Origin of the sequence: Flavobacterium alkalisoli, from assembly GCF_008000935.1 — a bacterium.
Classification (GTDB): domain Bacteria; phylum Bacteroidota; class Bacteroidia; order Flavobacteriales; family Flavobacteriaceae; genus Flavobacterium; species Flavobacterium alkalisoli.
Genome location: NZ_CP042831.1, coordinates 1,258,252 through 1,273,426, shown reverse-complemented (window position 1 = coordinate 1,273,426; position 15,175 = coordinate 1,258,252). Strand labels below are relative to the sequence as shown.

The 15,175-nt window shown below is 39.7% G+C and carries 13 protein-coding genes; 5 read left to right on the top strand and 8 right to left on the bottom strand.

The window, feature by feature from the left end; translation table 11 throughout:
• Positions 1–94: 94 nt before the first annotated feature.
• The gene (gene tyrS, locus FUA48_RS05565; RefSeq protein WP_147582628.1) at positions 95–1,396 is read right to left on the bottom strand and encodes a tyrosine--tRNA ligase; all 1,302 of its coding nucleotides are present in this window, start codon (positions 1,394–1,396) and stop codon (positions 95–97) included.
• A gap of 128 nt (positions 1,397–1,524) precedes the next feature.
• Here tyrS and FUA48_RS05560 point away from each other — a divergent pair, with 128 nt between their 5' ends.
• Entirely contained in the window at positions 1,525–2,529 is a 1,005-nt protein-coding gene (locus FUA48_RS05560; protein ID WP_147582627.1) for an NAD-dependent epimerase/dehydratase family protein, read from the top strand.
• Here the strand turns inward: FUA48_RS05560 and FUA48_RS05555 are convergent.
• Genes FUA48_RS05555 through FUA48_RS05545 form a run of 3 tightly spaced genes read right to left on the bottom strand, consistent with a single transcriptional unit; the run spans position 2,526 to position 5,016 of the window.
• A complete protein-coding gene (locus FUA48_RS05555) occupies positions 2,526–2,939 on the bottom strand; it encodes a DUF4296 domain-containing protein (RefSeq protein WP_147582626.1) in 414 nt (137 codons plus the stop codon). The genes FUA48_RS05560 and FUA48_RS05555 overlap by 4 nt on opposite strands.
• A gap of 2 nt (positions 2,940–2,941) precedes the next feature.
• On the bottom strand, positions 2,942–4,285 hold the full coding sequence (locus FUA48_RS05550) for a dihydroorotase (protein ID WP_147582625.1): 1,344 nt from the start codon (positions 4,283–4,285) through the stop codon (positions 2,942–2,944).
• Between the two features lie 8 nt (positions 4,286–4,293).
• On the bottom strand, positions 4,294–5,016 hold the full coding sequence (locus FUA48_RS05545) for a polyprenol monophosphomannose synthase (RefSeq protein WP_147582624.1): 723 nt from the start codon (positions 5,014–5,016) through the stop codon (positions 4,294–4,296).
• Positions 5,017–5,125: 109 nt separating this feature from the next.
• Here FUA48_RS05545 and FUA48_RS05540 point away from each other — a divergent pair, with 109 nt between their 5' ends.
• Both FUA48_RS05540 and FUA48_RS05535 read left to right on the top strand, forming a co-directional pair.
• Positions 5,126–5,791 (top strand): DUF4271 domain-containing protein, encoded by a 666-nt coding sequence (locus tag FUA48_RS05540; protein ID WP_147582623.1) that lies wholly within the window; start codon positions 5,126–5,128, stop codon positions 5,789–5,791.
• 20 nt (positions 5,792–5,811) lie between these two features.
• The gene (locus FUA48_RS05535; RefSeq protein ID WP_147582622.1) at positions 5,812–6,561 is read left to right on the top strand and encodes a uroporphyrinogen-III synthase; all 750 of its coding nucleotides are present in this window, start codon (positions 5,812–5,814) and stop codon (positions 6,559–6,561) included.
• 175 nt (positions 6,562–6,736) lie between these two features.
• Here the strand turns inward: FUA48_RS05535 and pckA are convergent, their stop codons facing one another.
• Positions 6,737–8,338 (bottom strand): phosphoenolpyruvate carboxykinase (ATP), encoded by a 1,602-nt coding sequence (gene pckA, locus FUA48_RS05530; protein ID WP_147582621.1) that lies wholly within the window; start codon positions 8,336–8,338, stop codon positions 6,737–6,739.
• Between the two features lie 80 nt (positions 8,339–8,418).
• A complete protein-coding gene (locus FUA48_RS05525) occupies positions 8,419–8,805 on the bottom strand; it encodes a DUF423 domain-containing protein (protein WP_147582620.1) in 387 nt (128 codons plus the stop codon).
• 114 nt (positions 8,806–8,919) lie between these two features.
• On the opposite strand from FUA48_RS05525, the gene FUA48_RS05520 reads away from it, so the two are divergent.
• Both FUA48_RS05520 and FUA48_RS05515 read left to right on the top strand, forming a co-directional pair.
• Positions 8,920–10,290 (top strand): saccharopine dehydrogenase family protein, encoded by a 1,371-nt coding sequence (locus FUA48_RS05520; RefSeq protein WP_147582619.1) that lies wholly within the window; start codon positions 8,920–8,922, stop codon positions 10,288–10,290.
• Between the two features lie 104 nt (positions 10,291–10,394).
• Positions 10,395–10,865, top strand: coding sequence for an Lrp/AsnC family transcriptional regulator (locus FUA48_RS05515; protein ID WP_129750702.1), 471 nt, complete (start codon positions 10,395–10,397; stop codon positions 10,863–10,865).
• 144 nt (positions 10,866–11,009) lie between these two features.
• On the opposite strand, the gene FUA48_RS05510 is transcribed toward FUA48_RS05515, so the two are convergent.
• Both FUA48_RS05510 and leuS read right to left on the bottom strand, forming a co-directional pair.
• Complete coding sequence (locus FUA48_RS05510) at positions 11,010–11,711, bottom strand: zinc metallopeptidase (RefSeq protein ID WP_147582618.1); 702 nt, start codon at positions 11,709–11,711, stop codon at positions 11,010–11,012.
• Between the two features lie 524 nt (positions 11,712–12,235).
• The gene (leuS, locus tag FUA48_RS05505; protein ID WP_147582617.1) at positions 12,236–15,133 is read right to left on the bottom strand and encodes a leucine--tRNA ligase; all 2,898 of its coding nucleotides are present in this window, start codon (positions 15,131–15,133) and stop codon (positions 12,236–12,238) included.
• Positions 15,134–15,175 lie beyond the last annotated feature (42 nt).

The following is a 15,175-nucleotide window of genomic DNA, read 5'->3' as shown; positions in this document are numbered from 1 at the left end:
TATTCCGCTGCGCTGCAATCGGAATGACAACCCTATCCCTAATATTAAAAAAGCCGCTCAATGAGCGGCTTTACTGTATATATAATTTATAAAATTAATCTTCTACAGGAACAACAAAGTTCTTTTTCTTACCAAAAGAAACCAGGATGTATTTACCAAAAAGCAAATCGTTAGTACTTAAAGCATAGCTTTCATCAATCTTAACTTTGTTAATTGCTACAGCATTAGCCGCTAATGATTTTCTTGCCTCTTTTCTTGAAGGGAAAATACCTGTAATATCACTTAACACCACAACAACATCTTCACCTTCTGTAAGTGCCGACTTTTTTACCGGAGTCGTAAAGAATTCCTCAAAAATATCTGTAAAGAACTCTTCACTTTCGTTCTCAATAGCCTCACGGTCATAATTAGAGAAAACAAATTCCGCTTTTCTTACAGCCTCTTCATAATCTTCTTTAGAGTGAACAAATGTAGTCACTTCCTGAGCAAGCCTTTTTTGAAGTCCCCATGCACCAGGATCTTTCTTATGATCTTCAATCAATTGTTCAATCTCTTCCTGCGGAAGGAATGTAAATATCCTGATATACTTCTCAGCATCCTCATCCTTAATATTTCTCCAAAACTGGTAAAACTTATACACAGATGTCTTATCGGCATCAAGCCAGATGTTCCCACCTTCCGATTTACCGAATTTAGAACCGTCGGCCTTAGTGATAAGCGGAGTCGTCATGGCATAAGCCTTCGCTCCTTCGTCATTCATTCTTCTTACAAGCTCGGTACCTGTGGTGATGTTACCCCACTGGTCACTACCGCCCAGCTGAAGCATACAGTTATAATGTTTGTGAAGGTGATAGAAATCGTAACCCTGAATAAGCTGATAAGTAAATTCGGTAAACGACATGCCTGATCCTGCCTCACCCGTAAGCCTCTTTTTAACCGAGTCTTTTGCCATCATGTAGTTTACGGTAATACGTTTACCTACATCGCGCACAAACCCGATAAAAGAGAATTCCTTCATCCAGTCGTAGTTGTTAACCAACATCGGAGCATTTGCTTCCTTGGCATTAAAGTCAAGAAAACGGGAAAGCACTCTTTTAATTCCTTCCACATTTTTGTTTAACGATTCCTCATCAAGCAGGTTTCTTTCGTCACTCTTGCCCGAAGGGTCACCTATCATCCCTGTAGCACCACCCACAAGCGCAACAGGCTTGTGCCCGCATTTGTGCAGATGCACCAGTATAATAATAGGCACTAAACTACCAATGTGTAATGAATCTGAAGTTGGATCAAAGCCAATATACGCCGTTGTAACCTCTTTATTCAGTTGGTCTTCGGTTCCGGGCATGATATCGTGTATCATACCTCTCCATCTTAGCTCTTCTACAAAGTTCTTCATATCAAAAATTTAGTGAAGTGCAAAAATACAATGTACGGCGATAAAAACATACCTCCTATGTTTAAAAAAAGTGAATATTTATAGTTGACCCAACATATTTTACATCAATCAATAGCTATATTTGTTATATGATTTTAGTTACAGGAGGAACAGGATTAGTAGGCGCACATCTGCTATTACAGCTTACACAGGGCGACGAGCCCGTAAGGGCATTATACCGCAGGGCCGAAACCATCAAAAAAACAAAGCACCTTTTTTCCCATTACAACAAACAGGAATTGTTTGAAAAAATAGAATGGACAGAAGGCGATATACTTGATGTTCCCTCGCTGGAACCGGCACTGGCAGGAATAGACAAAGTATACCACTGTGCCGCATACATTTCTTTTGACCCTGCTGACGAAGAAAAACTACGCAAAATAAATATTGAAGGCACGGCTAATATGGTTAACGTTTCGCTGGCATTAGGCATCAGGAAATTTTGCCATGTAAGCTCGGTAGCCGCATTAGGGGATCTTAAATTCAATGAAATAATAATTACCGAGGAAACCGAATGGAATCCTGAAAAGTTTCATTCTGACTACGCCATAAGCAAACACGGAGCAGAAACCGAAGTTTGGCGTGGCTGGCAGGAAGGGCTTGAAGTGGTAATTGTTAACCCCGGACTTATTTTCGGATACGGTTTTTGGAACCAGGGAAGCGGAGAGATATTTAAAAATATTGACAAAGGCCTTTATTTTTACTCAAAAGGTACGTGTGGAGCTGTGGCAGCAGAAGATGTTGCCAATATCATGATACAATTAATGGAATCTGAAGTATCTGGAGAGCAATATACCCTTGTTGCCGAAAACATATCGTTTGAGACTATTTTTAATGCCATAGCTGACGGCATGCACAAAAAACGTCCGTTTATATATGCTACACCATTTATGACAAATGTAGCATACCGCTTAGACTGGTTTTTCTCGAAGCTTTTATTCAGGCCTAGGCATTTTACCCGTACCATGGCAAAATCGGCACACAGGCATCAGAATTTTGACAATTCCAAAATTAAGGAAACGCTTAACTACAATTTCGGGGATATAAAATCGCATTTAAAACAGATAGCAAAAGATTTCAGATCGTTATCTTAAAGCTTTTCTTTCACCTTAGCAGTATCAACAACAAGGGCAGATGCTTTAATCTCGTCTTTTTCAGGCTTAGCCTGCATTAAGGTATCCACTTCTGTTTTTTCAGCCCTAAGCCTGTCTGTTACCCTTTCCATCAGCTTTTGGTACCTTTCAAAATCAGAAGCATAATACGTATGATTCTCAGTAAACGTAAGACTGTCCATGTCATACTTCTTATAAAGATAATCGTTTACAGTTATATCATTATCATGCAGCACTCCCGGCGCAAACGAACTCATAGACTGCAACAGGGCAACATCATAAAGTATGTCTTCCATTTTGTCTTCCTCTATAAAGTTTTGTGGCTTTTCAGGCCCTTTATTGCAGGCTGCCAGCACTACAAGTGCAAATAATATAACTGTAAACTTTTTCATATCTATTCTCTGTCAAAAAGTAAACGCTCACCGCAACGGATGTCTTTTACTTTAGAATTATTGTATACAAGCTGTCCGTTAACAAACGTATGGGTAATTCTCGATTTAAAGTTAGTCCCTTCAAACGGAGACCAGCCGCATTTGTAAAGTATGTTTTCTTTCTTAACACTCCATGGCATACCCGGATTAACAATAGCAAGATCGGCAAAATATCCCTCACGGATAAATCCACGCTTTTCAATCTTGAATAGCTTGGCAGGATTGTGTGCCATTTTCTCCACTATTTTTTCTATGGATATCTTACCCTGATGATAAGCCTCAAACATAGCCACTACAGCATGCTGTACCAGCGGACCTCCCGAGGGTGCGCTTGTGTACGGATTTTTCTTTTCTTCAAGGGTGTGAGGAGCGTGATCGGTAGCAATAACATCAATTCTGTCATCCAGTAAAGCTTCCCAAAGCGCATCTCTATCTAATGAAGTTTTCACAGCAGGATTCCATTTTATCAGCGAACCTTTCTTTTCATAGTCGGCATCGCTAAACCAAAGGTGGTGTACACAAACCTCGGCAGTTATCTTTTTCTCCTCAAGAGGAATTTTATTGGTAAACAGTTCAGTTTCTATGGCGGTAGAAACGTGGAATATATGTAACCTCGCCCCTGTTTTTTTAGCCAGCTCTATAGCTTTTGACGATGATTTATAACAAGCCTCCGCACTTCTTATAAGCGGGTGGTATTTCATAGGTATATCATCACCAAACTCCTCCTTGTATTTTTCAAGGTTTTCGCGAATAGTAGCTTCATCCTCACAGTGTACCGCTATAAGCATAGGCGTACTTGAGAAAATCTTTTCCAGCACCTCTTCGTTATCCACAAGCATATTACCTGTAGAAGAACCTAAAAACAGCTTAATACCAGCCACATTTTTAGGATTTGTTTTAAGCACTTCCTCAAGGTTATCGTTAGTACCCCCCATCATAAAGGAATAGTTGGCATACGATGTTTCTGCTGCTCTTTGGTATTTTTCCTCTAAAAGCTCTTGGGTAACCGCATTAGGCACCGTGTTAGGCTGCTCTATAAAAGAGGTAATACCACCGGCAACAGCTGCACGCGATTCGGTTTCAATATTTCCTTTGTGGGTTAAACCCGGCTCACGAAAGTGCACCTGGTCATCTATAGCCCCCGGAATAAGGTAATTTCCTTCGGCATCTATAATTTTTATATCAGAAGACTTTGCACTTATACTATCGGCAATTTCTTTGATATATTTATCTTCAATTAAAAGATCGCCTTCAAATATTGACCCTTCATTTACAATCTTAGCGTTCTTAATTAAAATCCTGTTCATCTCTCCGGTTATAATCTGTTAAGCATTTTCTTTATTCTTAGTGAAACAACACCTAATATCGCCTCTTTAATAATGGCGTTGCTCATTTTAGACTCGCCTTTGGTCCTGTCGGTAAATATTATGGGTACTTCCATAATATTAAACCCGTTAGACCAGGTTCTGTACTTCATTTCAATCTGAAAGGCATACCCTACAAACTTAATATTATCAAGGTTTATGCTTTCCAGCACTTTTCGTTTATAGCATATAAACCCGGCAGTGGCATCATGAATTTTCATGCCGGTTATCATTTTTACATATACAGAGGCATAGTATGAAAGTAATACTCGGCTTAAAGGCCAGTTTACCACATTAACCCCTTTACTGTAACGGGAACCAATGGCCATATCTGCTCCTTTTTTACAGGCCTCCTGAAGCCTTTCCAAATCGGCAGGGTTATGCGAAAAATCGGCATCCATTTCAAAAATATATTCATATTTCCTGGTAATTGCCCATTTAAACCCGTGCACATAGGCAGTACCCAGCCCGGCTTTGCCAGCCCTAACCTCTAAAAAAAGCCTTTGCGGGAAATCCTGCATAAGCTCCTTAACTTTTTGGGCAGTACCATCGGGAGAGTTATCATCAACAACCAATATATCAAACGGAGTCTCAAGAGAAAAAACCGCCCTGATAATTGTTTCTATGTTTTCAATTTCGTTGTAAGTAGGTATTACAACAATGCCTTCGCTCATGTGCGCGTGAATTTTGAAATGCAAAAATAATGTATTTCTAACGCGTGTACTATAATTAAATTATAAAACTGCAAAATAACGAATATAAAAATCACTAATTTTGTGCGATATGAACGAATTTGTTTTACAGGAAAGAATGATTGAAAGCAGGGATTGGGCTACCCTCCTGTTTACCTTTTGCTTTGTTCTTATCGCTGTAAACAGATCTGTTTTCAGCCTTAGGTTTACAGAATTTTCCAAACTTGCCATTTCAGATAAGTACATCAAGATATATAAAGATAGTGGAAACATAACCAACAGCTTTACCATTTCGTTCTTTTTTGTACAATTGGTATCCTTTACTTTTTTTATACAATTCCTGCTGAGCTATTTTGGCAAAAGCGAAAAAACAAGCTGGGTAACCTTTATACAGATATTTACTTTTTTAGGCTTTTTCATCCTTTCTAAATACCTTACAGAAAAGATAATAGCCACATCATTTAACATAGAAGAATTTAACGAGCAGTTTAACCTTCAAAAGGTTAATTACCGCACATATATTGGGATGCTTTTGCTACCCGTTAACGCCGTACTGTTTTACAACAGTACTCCCCACCCCATTGTAGTATATTCAATTTTAGGCCTTATTATTTCAGGAAGTGTTTATTCATACCTCATTACACTGAAGGCATATCAAAATTTGATAGTGGGCAAATTATTCTATTTTATTTTGTATCTTTGCACTCTTGAAATAGCACCCTATTATTTCATGTATTATTGGTTTACAAAAAGTTAGATATAACAACTATGTCAAATATGAAAGTGAAAACAATTTTGGTTTCGCAACCGGAACCTAAAGTAGAAAATTCACCATACTTCGAAATTCAACACAAACTAAAAGTAAAAGTAGACTTTAGGCCATTTATTCACGTAGAGGGTGTAAGCGCAAAAGATGTTAGGGCGCAAAAAATTGACCTTAACAACTACACAGCCATAATCCTTACCAGCAAAAACTCTGTTGACCACTTTTTTAGAGTAGCCGAAGAAATGCGCTACAAAGTGCCGGAGACTATGAAATATTTTTGCCAGAGTGAAGCTGTTGCTTTTTACCTGCAGAAGTATGTGGTGTACAGAAAAAGAAAAATTTATGTTGGCCAGAAAGATTTTGTCGATCTGTCTCCGTTAATTAAAAAGTATAAGGAAGAGAAATTCCTTTTACCTTCATCAGATCAGCTTAACGACGATGTTCCTCAAACACTGGACAACCTAAAAGTAAACTGGACTCCAGGCACTTTTTACAAAACAGTAATGAGCGACCTTTCCGATCTTAAAGATGTTTATTATGATGTGCTTGCATTTTTTAGCCCAACAGGTATAAAATCTTTATTTAAGAATTTCCCTGACTTCCAGCAAAACAATACACGTATTGCGGTATTTGGAAGCACAACACAAAAAGAAGCCTTAGACAGAGGCTTAAGAGTAGACATTATGGCTCCCGCACCGGGAACACCATCTATGACAATGGCTCTGGAAAAGTATATTATCGAGGCCAACAAAGCCAAATAATAAAATAAAACCAATACCAAACATACTTACAATATCAAAAAGCCGCTTAAAGAAGCGGCTTTTTTAATTGATAAATACTTTTGTCATTTCAACACACAAAACAATAAAATATCTCTCATAAATAAAAAAAGAGCCGTAAAAACGGCTCTTTTTCATTATTCTAAAATTTCCTGATTTATGCCACTGGTGCACCTGCCATGATTTCGTCATTGGCAAACTCTTCAAATTTGGCAAAGTTTTTCCTGAATGATTCAGCAAGCTCATGCGCTTTAGCATCATAAGCATCCTTATCATCCCATGTCGTTCTTGGGTTCAATACCTCATCCGGAACGTTAGGGCATGTTTGCGGTATAGCTAAGCCAAATACTTTATGTGTTTTGTATTCCACGTTATCAAGCTCACCGTTAAGGGCAGCTGTAATCATGGCTCTTGTATATTTTAATTTCATTCTGTGACCTGTACCATAAGCACCGCCTGTCCAGCCTGTGTTTATAAGCCATACATTAACGCCGGCATCCTTCATTTTAGCACTTAGCATCTCTGCATACTTTGTTGGGTGAAGCGGCATGAAAGGCGCTCCAAAACAAGCTGAGAAGTTAGGCTGAGGCTCGTTAACACCAGCTTCCGTACCGGCTACCTTAGCAGTATAACCCGAAATGAAATGGTAAGCTGCCTGACCCGGAGTTAATTTAGAAACCGGAGGCAGTACTCCAAACGCATCGGCAGTAAGGAAGAATATGTTTTTAGGGTTGTGACCTATAGATCCCGGCTGTATATTATCTATATGATAGATTGGGTAGCTTACACGGGTATTAGGCGTAATAGATATGTCTTCAAAATCAACTTCGTTAGTACCTTCCTTAAAGATAACGTTCTCAAGGATTGCGCCTCTTTTGATAGACCTGAAGATATCCGGTTCGTTTTCTTCTGTAAGGTTAATAACCTTAGCATAACAACCGCCTTCAAAGTTAAAGATAGTGTTCTCTTTAGTCCAGCCGTGCTCATCGTCACCAATAAGCTTACGCGCAGGATCTGCAGAAAGAGTTGTTTTACCGGTACCCGAAAGACCAAAGAAGATAGCAGTATCTCCATCGGCACCTACGTTAGCACTACAGTGCATTGGTAAAGTATCTTTAAACACAGGAAGTATAAAGTTAAGTGCAGAGAAAATACCTTTTTTCATTTCTCCCGTATAACCTGTACCGCCTATAAGGGCAATTTTTCTTGTAAAGTCAAGGATAGCAAAGTTATGCTGACGTGTACCGTCTACAGCAGGATCTGCCATAAAGCCCGGTGCACATACCACATGCCACTCTGGCGCAAAGTTTTCCAGTTCCGATTCTTCAGGACGAAGGAACATATTGTAACAGAAAAGGTTTGACATAGGAAGCTCTGTAACCACCCTTACATTCATTCTGTAATTAGGATCGGCACACACATAGCTGTCTCTTACAAAAATCTCTTTTCCGCTAAGGTATTCCGTTACTTTGTTGTAAAGTTTTTCAAACTTATCGCTGTCAAAAGGAAGGTTTACATTACCCCACCAAACTCTATCTTCAGTTATACTGTCCCTTACAATAAAACGGTCCTGTGGCGATCTTCCGGTAAACTCACCGGTGTTAACTGCCAGCGCACCTGTAGAACTTTCGACACCCTGGCCTTTTTCTATCGTAATATCATGTAACTCATCCGGAGTTAACTGATATTTTACATTAGCATTTTTAATTCCCATTTTCTCTAACGAAATCGTTTTCGTAAAAAGGCCAAAATTACTCATAAGTTTTGTTATTAAGTTGCATTGTTTCAGGGGACAAAAGTATAAAATTAAATTTTACAAAATAAAAATTTAGGATAAAATTATTCCTTTTGCTTCATTATCTGTAAAAATAATACTACCCACACGCTAATTAATAACAATCCTCCAACAGGAGTGATAAATCCTATCGTTTTGAAATCGAATGCAAAAAGTGAATTACAGGCCAAAAAATAGATCGATCCGGAGAAGAAAAGCACCCCTAAAACGGTAAGTATCAAAATGGTCTTTTTTGCCTTGTCTGAAATGCGTGTTACAATACCGATAAAAAGAAGAAATAAGGCATGATACATTTGATATTTTACCCCCGTTTCAAATACGGCTATAGAATCGGGCTCTATAAGTTTTTTTAATCCGTGTGCACCAAATGCCCCAAGTATTATACCTGTAGCTCCCAGTATTGCAGCAATAGCTATAGTTTTTTTGTCCATGTGTGTTGTTTATAATGGGTAAAATTAAAAAGTTTAACGCATTTATTTTGCTAAAAAATTTTTATAAATATAACAAATTACTACTTTCGTGTTATAATTAAACTCCTAAACTCAATGAGGCATATATTAATTATTGGCGCAGGACGCTCTGCATCATCATTAATTAAGTACCTTTTAAACAAATCGGAAGCAGAGAACCTGCACCTTACCATTGCAGACCTGTCTTTAGAGCTTGCGCAAAAGAAAGTGGGCGCTCATCCGCGTGCTACAGCAATAGCTTTTGATATTTTTAATGCTGAACAACGACATACTCAGATAAGTAAAGCCAACATAGTAATATCTATGCTGCCGGCACATCTTCACTATGAAGTAGCGAAAGACTGTATAACCCACAAAAAGCACCTTGTAACCGCATCATATATTAGCCCTGCCATGCAGGAGCTGGATGAGCAGGTTAAGGCAAACAATCTTGTTTTCATGAACGAGATTGGGCTTGATCCGGGCATTGACCATATGAGTGCCATGAAGGTACTGGATGAAATTCGTGATAAAGGCGGAAAGGTTATCTTGTTTGAATCATTTTGCGGAGGACTTGTAGCTCCGGAAAGCGATAATAACCTTTGGAATTATAAATTTACATGGAACCCCCGCAATGTGGTTTTAGCAGGACAGGGCGGTACTGCAAAGTTTATTCAGGAAGGTACTTACAAATACATCCCTTACAACAAACTGTTTCGCAGGACAGAGTTTATGGACGTGGAAGGTTACGGCCGTTTTGAAGGGTATGCTAACCGCGATTCATTAAAATACCGCAGCGTTTACGGACTTGATGATGTTAAAACATTATACAGGGGAACCCTGCGCAGGGTAGGCTTCTCTAAAGCCTGGAACATGTTTGTACAGCTTGGAATGACCGACGATTCTTATATCATGGAAAACTCAGAAACCATGAGTTACCGCGATTTTGTGAATGCATTCCTCCCCTATCACCCTACCGATTCGGTTGAACTTAAACTGAGACATAGCCTTAAGCTGGATCAGGATGATATACAATGGGACAAACTGGTGGAGCTTGATATTTTTAATCCTAACAAGATTGTTGGACTTATAAATGCTACTCCTGCCCAAATACTGGAAAAGATTTTAAGTGATAAATGGACGCTTAGCCCGGAAGACAAAGACATGATTGTGATGTACCATAAATTTGGTTACGAACTTAACGGCGAGCGCAAACAGATAGATGCTACCATGGTATGTATAGGTGAAGACCAAACCTATACCGCAATGGCAAAAACAGTAGGTTTACCGGTAGCTATGGCTACACTGCAAATACTTAACGGAAATATTATCACGCCGGGTGTACAACTTCCTCTAAACAAAGAAGTATACCTGCCAATATTAAAAGAACTGGAAGAATTTGGGGTTGTTTTTCACGAAAAGCAAGTTCACTACACCGGCTATAATGCCAATAACGTAGTGAGCTAAAACCTCCATTACTAACTCAACTTTATTCTTAAACCCCTCCAAGCCCCTCGGAGGGGTTTTATTTTTTAATCTATTCACTATATTTGATTTTAAACTGAAAGGTTATGAAGATAAATTCGCTACAGATAGAAATAGATGGGATTGACAAAGAGATTTTACGCTACCTGATGGAAGATGCCCGCAAACCCATTTTACAGATTGCCGCAAAAATAGGCATATCGGGGGCTGCCATACACCAACGCCTTCGTAAACTGGAACAGGCAGGCGTTATATCCGGATCTAAATTTATAGTAAATACAAAGGTCTTGGGTTACAGCACCATGGCTTTTGTGGGTATTTATCTTGAAAAGGCATCCAGTAACTTTGAGGCAGTTAAGGAATTGCGCAAAATACCCGAAGTACTGGAATGCCATTACACCACCGGTAACTGGTCTATTCTTATAAAAATGATTTGCCGCGATAACGAACATCTCATGCAGTTGCTCAACAAAAAGATCCAACCCATAAATGGTGTGTCGCGCACAGAAACCTTTATATCGCTGGAACAGCAAATTGAAAGACAGATACAGCTTTAATTTAGTGTTCAGTACTCAGTTTTCAGTTAGCAGAAACTCTTCACATAACTAAGCTTCTTCAGAATCAAAGTGCACTACAATAAAATAAAAAAACCGCTGGGTTATAAGCCCGGCGGTTTATCAAGATATATATATAGACAGGGATTAATCCCTGGAACCTCCAAATAACTGAAGCGCCCAATACAATAACATTGCCAGCGAACCCAATGCAGCAACTACATATGTACGTGCAGCCCATTTAAGCGAATCCTCAGCCCCTGCATATTCCTGCTGCGAAAGCATATTTTTGCTTTTAAGCCACGCTAAAGCACGGTTACTGGCATCATACTCCACCGGAAGCGTAATAAAACTGAATAATGTAGCTATTGCCATAAGCACCAGACCTAAAACAGCTACATAAAAGCCAATACCCATATTTGCGGCAGCACCCAGCACAATACCAATTATAATAAGTATAGGCGCGAGGTTAGACGACACACTAACAACCGGAACCATTTTAGACCTAAACTGCAGCATACTGTATGCCTGTGCATGCTGTACAGCATGGCCTACCTCGTGTGCAGCCACTGCAGCCGCAGCAGCATTACGTTGGTTATATACGGATTCACTTAGGTTTACGGTTTTATTCGCCGGGTTATAATGGTCGGTCAGGCTACCTGATGTAGACATAACTTTAACATCATAAATACCGTTATCGGCTAACATTTTTTGAGCAATTTCGGCTCCGCTCATGCCGTTACGTAAATGCACTTTAGAGTAGTATGCAAACTTACTCTTTAACTTAGCACTTACTGCATAGCTTGCTAAAGCTATAATACCAATTAATATATAATATCCTAATGCCATCTTTTCTTGTTTTTATTACAATAGCTATATCAAAATCAAAGCCAATCTGTTGAAATATTGGCTTAAACTGTTATTTTGACACTTATTTATAACTTTTTGAGCAGGTAAACTGAAAGAGTGGCATTTTTTCATGTTCAGTCACAGTACCTCACTCCATTACATTACGTATCGAAATGAGCAAGACAACACCTAACAAAGTACATTTGAGTGTAACTTTGCCATTTGGCTCTGTGGCGTAAGAAAATTACAAGTGAGGCGTAACAAAACATTCGCTGTCTGAGCCGAAGGCGAGTTCGAATGTTTTAGCCAAATGAAGTAATTTTTAGCCTAAGGAGCCTGAGGCTTGAATTTTTGATTCTTTTGTTTCAAGACAAAAGAATAGAATAACATGAGATTCTTTACTCCATTACATTACATATCGAAATGACAAACCCCAACCCTCTCAAGAGGAAAATAAAAAAACCGCAGCGTAAACTGCGGTTTTATATATACTTTGCAACTCTGTTACTTTGTAACTTAGAAGCTTACCCAACAATATTAATAATCTTACCCGGTACAACAATTACCTTTTTAGGTTGCTGTCCGTTAAGCTGTTGTACAGTACGCTCATCTGCAAGAATAGCTTTTTCAATATCAGGCACTGCCATATCCATAGGCAGTTCTATTTTAAAGCGCATCTTACCGTTAAACGACACCGGATACTCCTTGCTGCTTTCTACCAGATGCTCAGGGTTAAACACAGGGAACTTCACTTTAGAAATACTTCCCTGATGCCCCAGCCTGTGCCAAAGCTCCTCGGCAATGTGCGGTGCATAAGGCGAAATAAGCACTGCAAGCGGCTCGAGTATGGTACGTTCGTGGCATTTTATAGCCGTAAGCTCGTTAACGGCAATCATAAACGAACTTACCGATGTATTGAACGAGAAGTTCTCTATATCTTCCTGTACTTTTTTGATGGTTCTATGCAGCACTTTGTAAGCCTCCTTACTTGCAGGGTTAGAAGTAACAATTAGCCCATTATCATCAAAATACAGTTTCCATAATTTTTTAAGGAAGCCCGACACCCCTGTAATACCGGCCGTATTCCAAGGCTTGGCCTGCTCCAGCGGACCAAGGAACATTTCATATAGCCTTAAGGTATCTGCACCATATTGTTCACAGATATCATCAGGATTTACAACATTATATTTTGATTTGGACATTTTTTCTACCTCACGACCAACGATATATTTACCGTTATCATTCAATATAAATTCAGCTCCTTTGAAATCCTGACTTAACGGATGATTTTTAAAACCTTCAACATCCAGTTCATCCGAAGCATTTACAAGAGACACATCCACGTGAAGAGCCTGATAAGTAACACCATTAAGACCTTCGGCATCAACATTTTTATTATACTCCTCTTTACTTACAAAAGTTTGCTTACCAGCTTCTCTTTTTAGGAAGGCAAAAGCCGAAGTTCCCAAAATCATACCCTGGTTTATCAACTTTTTAAACGGTTCTTCCTGAACTATAAAACCACGGTCTTTTAAAAACTTGTTCCAAAAACGGCTGTATAATAAATGACCTGTAGCATGCTCACTACCGCCTATGTATAAATCTACATTTTCCCAGTACTGTTGTGCCTGTTTAGACACAAACTCATCGTCGTTATGCGGATCCATATAACGTAACCAGTACCATGAACTACCTGCCCAACCCGGCATGGTATTAAGCTCTAACGGGAATACCGATACATTATCGATATGGTCGTTGCTAACCACTTTATGTTCGGCAACACTCCACGCCCATTCTTTAGAGTTTCCAAGAGGTGGCTGCCCGTCTTCGGTAGGAAGGTATTTCTCCACATCCGGAAGACGTATTGGCAAATGCTTGCCTTCTATCATTTGCGGTAACCCGTTTACATAATAAACCGGGAACGGCTCACCCCAGTAACGCTGGCGCGAGAAAACCGCATCACGAAGGCGGTAATTGGTTTTACCCCTTCCCTGTTCTATATCTTCAAGAGCCTCAATGGCTTTTTTAGTTGCTTTTTTATAGTCAAGTCCGTTAAGGAAATCAGAATCCTTAAGCTTAACGTTATCTTTAGAAGCATATGCCTCTTCAGAAATATCAACTCCGTCAAAAATATTTTTGATAGGGATATTGAAATGCTTCGCAAAATCATAATCACGCTGGTCACCGCTTGGCACTGCCATAACAGCTCCCGTACCATAACCTGCCAGTACATAATCGCCTATCCAGATTGGCACCGGCTCTTTTGTAAACGGATGCTCGGCATAAGCTCCTGTAAACACCCCTGATATGGTTTTTACATCGGCCATACGCTCGCGCTCGCTACGTTTTGACGTAGCTTCTATGTAAGCCTCAACAGCTTCTTTTTGTTCCGGCGTGGTAATTTTAGCCACAAGTTCATGCTCCGGTGCAAGCGTCATAAAGCTCACCCCAAAAATAGTATCGGGACGGGTGGTAAACACCTCAATGCTGTATTCACCTGTATCATCACCCGTTAACAGGTGAAGGAATTTATTATGATTGTCTTTTACTTTAAATGTAACTGATGCACCTACCGATTTACCTATCCAGTTACGCTGGCTTTCCTTTAACGATTCTGTCCAGTCTATAGTTTCAAGGCCCTGTAAAAGTCTTTCTGCATAAGCAGAAATCCTCATACTCCATTGCGTCATTTTTTTACGGATAACCGGATGTCCTCCCCTTTCGGAAACACCGTTTACAATTTCGTCGTTAGCCAGTACCGTACCTAAAGCCGGACACCAGTTAACCTCGGTCTCCGCAAGGTAGGTAAGGCGGTATTTTAACAACATTCTCTGTTGCTCCTCTCCGCTATAACCTTTCCATTGTGCAGCAGTAAACTGCGGAATGTTGTCATCACAAACAGCATTTACTTTAGCATTACCGTTTGCTTCAAACTCGGCAACAAGGGCTTTAATATCTTCTGCCTTTTCGGCATCTTTATTATACCATGAATTAAACAGCTGGATAAATATCCACTGTGTCCATTTGTAATACTCCGGGTTAGAAGTACGTACTTCCCTGTCCCAGTCAAACGAAAAGCCTATTTTATCAAGCTGCTCCCTGTAGCGCGCAATATTGGTTTCGGTAGTAATTGCAGGGTGCTGCCCGGTTTGTATAGCATACTGTTCTGCCGGAAGGCCAAAGCTGTCGTATCCCTGCGGGTGCAGTACATTAAATCCCTGATGGCGCTTGTAGCGCGCATAAATATCAGATGCAATGTATCCCAGCGGGTGACCTACGTGAAGTCCCGCCCCAGATGGGTAAGGAAACATGTCCAGCACATAATATTTAGGTTTATCAGAAACGTCTTCTGCCCTAAAGGTTCCGTTTTCAGCCCAGTATTTTTGCCACCTGGCCTCTATTTCGTTAGGATTGTATTTCATTGTATAAGTCTAAAGTCAAATGTTTGAAAGTCTTAAAGGAAC

What these genes read in the sequence shown, in the direction of transcription:
- FUA48_RS05525 (WP_147582620.1), bottom strand. Translation starts at nt 8,805, where the DNA reads ATGGACAAAAAAACTATAGCTATTGCTGCAATACTGGGAGCTACAGGT.
- FUA48_RS05550 (WP_147582625.1), bottom strand. Translation starts at nt 4,285, where the DNA reads ATGAACAGGATTTTAATTAAGAACGCTAAGATTGTAAATGAAGGGTCA.
- FUA48_RS05560 (WP_147582627.1), top strand. Translation starts at nt 1,525, where the DNA reads ATGATTTTAGTTACAGGAGGAACAGGATTAGTAGGCGCACATCTGCTA.
- leuS (WP_147582617.1), bottom strand. Translation starts at nt 15,133, where the DNA reads ATGAAATACAATCCTAACGAAATAGAGGCCAGGTGGCAAAAATACTGG.
- FUA48_RS05520 (WP_147582619.1), top strand. Translation starts at nt 8,920, where the DNA reads ATGAGGCATATATTAATTATTGGCGCAGGACGCTCTGCATCATCATTA.
- FUA48_RS05510 (WP_147582618.1), bottom strand. Translation starts at nt 11,711, where the DNA reads ATGGCATTAGGATATTATATATTAATTGGTATTATAGCTTTAGCAAGC.
- FUA48_RS05540 (WP_147582623.1), top strand. Translation starts at nt 5,126, where the DNA reads ATGAACGAATTTGTTTTACAGGAAAGAATGATTGAAAGCAGGGATTGG.
- FUA48_RS05545 (WP_147582624.1), bottom strand. Translation starts at nt 5,016, where the DNA reads ATGAGCGAAGGCATTGTTGTAATACCTACTTACAACGAAATTGAAAAC.
- pckA (WP_147582621.1), bottom strand. Translation starts at nt 8,338, where the DNA reads ATGAGTAATTTTGGCCTTTTTACGAAAACGATTTCGTTAGAGAAAATG.
- tyrS (WP_147582628.1), bottom strand. Translation starts at nt 1,396, where the DNA reads ATGAAGAACTTTGTAGAAGAGCTAAGATGGAGAGGTATGATACACGAT.
- FUA48_RS05555 (WP_147582626.1), bottom strand. Translation starts at nt 2,939, where the DNA reads ATGAAAAAGTTTACAGTTATATTATTTGCACTTGTAGTGCTGGCAGCC.
- FUA48_RS05515 (WP_129750702.1), top strand. Translation starts at nt 10,395, where the DNA reads ATGAAGATAAATTCGCTACAGATAGAAATAGATGGGATTGACAAAGAG.
- FUA48_RS05535 (WP_147582622.1), top strand. Translation starts at nt 5,812, where the DNA reads ATGAAAGTGAAAACAATTTTGGTTTCGCAACCGGAACCTAAAGTAGAA.